This window comes from Rhodanobacter terrae (assembly GCF_042657005.1).
Lineage (GTDB): Bacteria > Pseudomonadota > Gammaproteobacteria > Xanthomonadales > Rhodanobacteraceae > Rhodanobacter > Rhodanobacter terrae.
Genome location: NZ_JBHSNG010000057.1, coordinates 1 through 4,521, shown reverse-complemented (window position 1 = coordinate 4,521; position 4,521 = coordinate 1). Strand labels below are relative to the sequence as shown.

2 protein-coding genes and 1 pseudogene are annotated in these 4,521 nt (G+C 55.1%); 1 reads left to right on the top strand and 2 read right to left on the bottom strand.

What is annotated here, in order from left to right; translation table 11 throughout:
• Positions 1 to 204: pseudogene (locus tag ACFPPB_RS20075) on the bottom strand (IS3 family transposase); the annotation flags it as partial.
• A gap of 241 nt (positions 205 to 445) precedes the next feature.
• Here ACFPPB_RS20075 and ACFPPB_RS20070 point away from each other — a divergent pair.
• Positions 446 to 2,494, top strand: coding sequence for an acyltransferase family protein (locus tag ACFPPB_RS20070; RefSeq protein ID WP_377330399.1), 2,049 nt, complete (start codon positions 446 to 448; stop codon positions 2,492 to 2,494).
• Positions 2,495 to 2,704: 210 nt separating this feature from the next.
• Here ACFPPB_RS20070 and ACFPPB_RS20065 read toward each other — a convergent pair whose 3' ends face one another.
• Complete coding sequence (locus tag ACFPPB_RS20065) at positions 2,705 to 4,183, bottom strand: lipopolysaccharide biosynthesis protein (RefSeq protein ID WP_377330397.1); 1,479 nt, start codon at positions 4,181 to 4,183, stop codon at positions 2,705 to 2,707.
• Between the last annotated feature and the right edge of the window lie 338 nt (positions 4,184 to 4,521).

Below are 4,521 nucleotides of genomic sequence, written 5' to 3'. Positions count from 1 at the left end.
TTCGGCGGTGGTCACGCCGCCGCGAACACCGGCGTCGACCTCGTGCCGCTGGACCCAGCCCAGCAACGTCTGCGGCACACAGCCGATCTTCGGCGCCATCGACTCCACCGCGGCCCACAGCGATGGATACTCTCCGCGGTGCTCCTGCACCATGCGCACCGCGCGCTCGCGGACTTCAGGGGAAAACTTCGTGGACTTGTTCATGGCTCCATTCTCTCAAGAGTTGGAGCCTCCTCAAATCCCGGGGCGGTTCACTTCCTAATTGAATCGGCGGAGTCTGACGACCGCATACCTGATTACCTCGCTCCAGGCGATCCGGGTTCACAATTGAATCGATTTCGAACAACTCGCCCCCTTGCTATCTCATGTAATGCTGCGCAAGGATGACACCTGATAAATGAACCCGCGGGTTACAATTTGGCACTCCCTCAGCACGGGTCTGCCGATGGCCATCCGAGACTTCTTTAACGTCGTGCAGCCCAAAGGGTTCTACCGTCCGGACATCGACGGCATGCGTGCGCTGGCGGTATTGGCTGTAGTTGCCTACCACTACTCGCCGTCAAGCTTACCGGGTGGTTTCATTGGCGTCGACATCTTCTTAGTCATCAGTGGCTACTTGATTACAGGGATCCTGGTCAAGGCAATCAAAGACAACGAGTTCTCGACCTTTGGCGGCCTGCTGTCGGACTTTTACCAGCGCCGCATACGCCGAATCTTTCCCTCGCTCATCCTAGTATTAAGCTCCTGCCTCGTCATTGGCTGGCTGGTACTGTTTTCTTCGGAATACGAGCGCCTTGGAAAATATGTCGCAGCAGGTGCCGGTTATCTGGAAAATTTTGTCTTGTGGAACGAGGCCGGCTATTTCGATCTCGCATCGATCGACAAACCGCTGTTGCACCTGTGGAGTTTGGCCGTAGAGGAGCAGTTCTACATTGCTTGGCCGCTGATTCTGTGGCTCATTACCCGCCGGCACTGGCCGCTGCTGAGATCCATCGCCCTCATCGCAGCAGTGACCTTTGCGTTGAACATATCCCTTGTCATCAGCGGCCATATCACTCATGCATTTTATTCCCCCCTCGCCCGCACCTGGGAACTCATGGTCGGGGCGTGGCTCGCGATAGCGCATCGACACGGTGTGACATGGCTGTCCAGGTGGCGCTCTGCGCAATCATGGGGAGGGATTTGGCTCATCGTTGCAGGACTTGCGCTCATCGAGCCCACTAGCGCGTTCCCGGGATTCTGGGCGCTACTTCCCGTAATCGGGACCGCGTTGATCATCAATGCTGGGCCGAATACGTTCTTCAACGAACGCGTGCTGAGTTGGCGCCCGGCGGTGTGGGTGGGGCTGATCAGTTACCCGCTGTATCTGTGGCACTGGGTGTTGCTCTCGCTGATGGTGATCGTGTTTGGCGATGACAACCCGACGTTTCGCCACGTATCCCGGCTCGTGCTGATTGTGGTGTCGATCCTGCTGGCCTGGCTGAGCTACCGCTACTTCGAGGGCCCAATCCGCAGGAGTCGGCGAGGATACACTTCAGTCGGCCTCACGGCAGCCATTGCGATATTGGGTGTAGCGGGCTTGGCCGTTTACGCTGCGTCAGGGCTGCCAGATAGGCCAGCGAGTTTCGTTTCCGTCAAGGCCGAGCAGTATGTCAAATCCATGCAGATGGACGCCCTTGCCAACTCCCGGGACTGCTTCAATCCCCAGACCAAAATGACGTTTCTGCAGAAACAAGGTCGTGACGCGTACCTACCAGATAAATGGTACTGCGAGCTTGGAGACACACACTCCACAGCGATAATGCTGGCTTATGGTGACAGTCATGCGAGGGCCATGATCCCGGCCCTGGACAAGTACGGCAAGGCTACCCGCACGAAGATCGTTTTTTCATCCATAGGGAGTTGCTTGCCACTCACTGACGTCATCGTGCACACCGACTATCCGAATGCATGTCGTGAATTGGGAGAAAAAGCGACTCACTTTGCCAGTGAAGTGCAGCCAGAAGCAGTTGTGTTGATCGAAGCTTGGGCGGGATATATGGGCGCAGAAAAAATTCAGATCCAACACTCCATCACCGGCGGACAAGCGTTGCGCACCGCATTGAGCGAAACGCTCGACTTTTATCAGAAACTGGGAATCCCGATAGTGCTCATGGAGGACAACCCGCAGCAACGCCAGTCGGTCCCCAAGGCGCGCATCCGATTTTCGGAGAACCCGTCCGACCAACGGCTAAACGCCACAGCGCTGGCGCGGGTTGGATATGAGCATCAGCAAGCGGACGCCAATGGGATACTCGAATCGGTCGCATCCCAGTACCCGCTGGCGTCGGTGCTGAGGGTCGGAAACGCGCTGTGCAATGCCGATATATGCCCGTGGGCGATGCAGCATGAGCTTCTCTACTACGACTCGGGTCACTTGAGTGCAGCGGGATCGTTACAGGTCTACCCAGTTTTTGTCGCGCATATGAACGCAATCCTCAAGTGCCAGCCATAAAAAAGTATCCTGATCAGGCCGCTGATCCGCGCTCAATCATAGTGTGATTCGACACGTCCAATAGCAAACAGGTCTTCTGTCTACAACGTGCAACGAGCACACAGTACCATCGGCCATCAGCCTCTCACGGAGCTCGATTGCCAACGACAGCGACCAGAGTCTCCACTGCCGAGTGGTATTAATGTGGGATCTTGACCACACGAACGGCTGTCACGAAATTTCCGGGGCCCCGCCCGCTCGACGGAAAATCGAGGAAAGACCGCGCTGGATTTCAATTAGCAAAGGATGTTTGGTGAGAGCAATTCCCAATAACCATCCGAGCCCACCACCAGCTGATGCCACAACGAAGGCTGCGAGATAGTGGTTTGCAAGCGATTCCGGCCAAAGACCCAATACTGCCAAGGGAACCACGCAACTGGTTAGCGTCACCATGGCACTTGGCAATAACGCAAAAATTACGTTACGCAACCTCACAGACTCGTACTGCACCACCTTCCAATAGTATAGCACCGCAGCAATCACGTACCCCAACACCTGCGACGCAGCTACGGCCTCAAGGCTATAGAAAGCGGCAAGAATGCTGATGCCTATCCGCGCTAACTGATATTGCAGCTCTACTTTCGTCACATCGCGGTACCGACCAACCGCAGTGAAAAACCCATTGCATTGAAAAGTCAGCACGCCGACCATGGCGGCACCACAAAGCCACCGCATCAAGGGGACTGCGGCGTCCCATTGATTACCAAACGCCACGCGAATGATCGGAAACGCCATCAATGCGCAAAAAGCAAAGAAGGGCCAACTTATACCTGTGAGATAAACGACTGACTTTAGAAAAAGCTCCGGAGCCATCTTGGTCTCGCGATGCTCTCTGGCATAAGCTGGAAAAGAGACATTGCCAACGGCGCCAACTACGTTGGTGACGAACAAATTTACGATCCCATAACCGCGTGAGTAAAATCCCGCTGCAGGCATGCCGAACATCTTGCCAACGATAATATTCGCAGATTGGGTACCCATCTGCATGACAACGTCAGCGATGGTTCGGTTCCAGCCGAAGTGCAAGATGCGCCTCCAATGCCTGAAGCCAACGCCACGTACGCGATATTCCCGCCCCCAGATTTCGCAACCAAGAATCAAAGCACCCATTCCCGCAACTGATCCCCACGCCATGCTCATGTACGTAAAGCCTGCATATGCTAATGCAATTGTGGCCCCCCCTCTGACCGCGGTTTCTCCCAAACGGATTTTCAACATGGTATCGAATCTGAAGCTGCGCTTCATAAGCGCCATATGAGTAGTGCCGAAGGGCAAAAGCACGAACACAAGACTCATTACTCTCGTGACACGAGCCACTCCGGGATCCCGAAAAAATTCCCCGATCAACTCACTGCTGCCAAAGAGAATGGCCGCCAAGCACCACGCTATGATGAGGTTCATAGTGAATGCAGTTCGGATCAAGTCGTTGCCCAACAATGGATCTTGAACTACAAACTCGCTCACTCCGAAATCCCGCAGCATATGCATAAGAGCGACAAAACCGACCGCTACGGAATACACGCCCACCTCTGCCGGTGTCAGCAGCCGGCTCAGGATGATGATCGTTGCAACGCTAAGGCAAAGGCTGATGCACGTCTGAGCAAACGACAAGGTCAGCGCTTTGCGAATACCCAGCTTATTATGCGCCATAGAATTCCGTGTACTGAGCCACCCTGTGGCTCTTGCTATTCAAGCTCAGCACCCACAGGCAACGGCCGCTCCATTAAAGCACAATGCGCCGAACACGAGCTATGTTTGCTCAAGCCTCATCATGCTTCTGCACGCCGAAGTATCGCCCCTCCCAGGGCGCAAGAGCCAGCAGGTTGGCCCGATAGCTCGATGCTTCCTCACGCAAGAGGCTACCTGATTAGCGTCGAACCTCAGTTGCAAGTCGCATGATGTGCGACGGCAGCGAGGGATGCTGAAGCCATGTTCTCGACGGGAGTGTGAGTCATGGCGATGAATAGGGTGCAGTTTCAGAAAGGTCT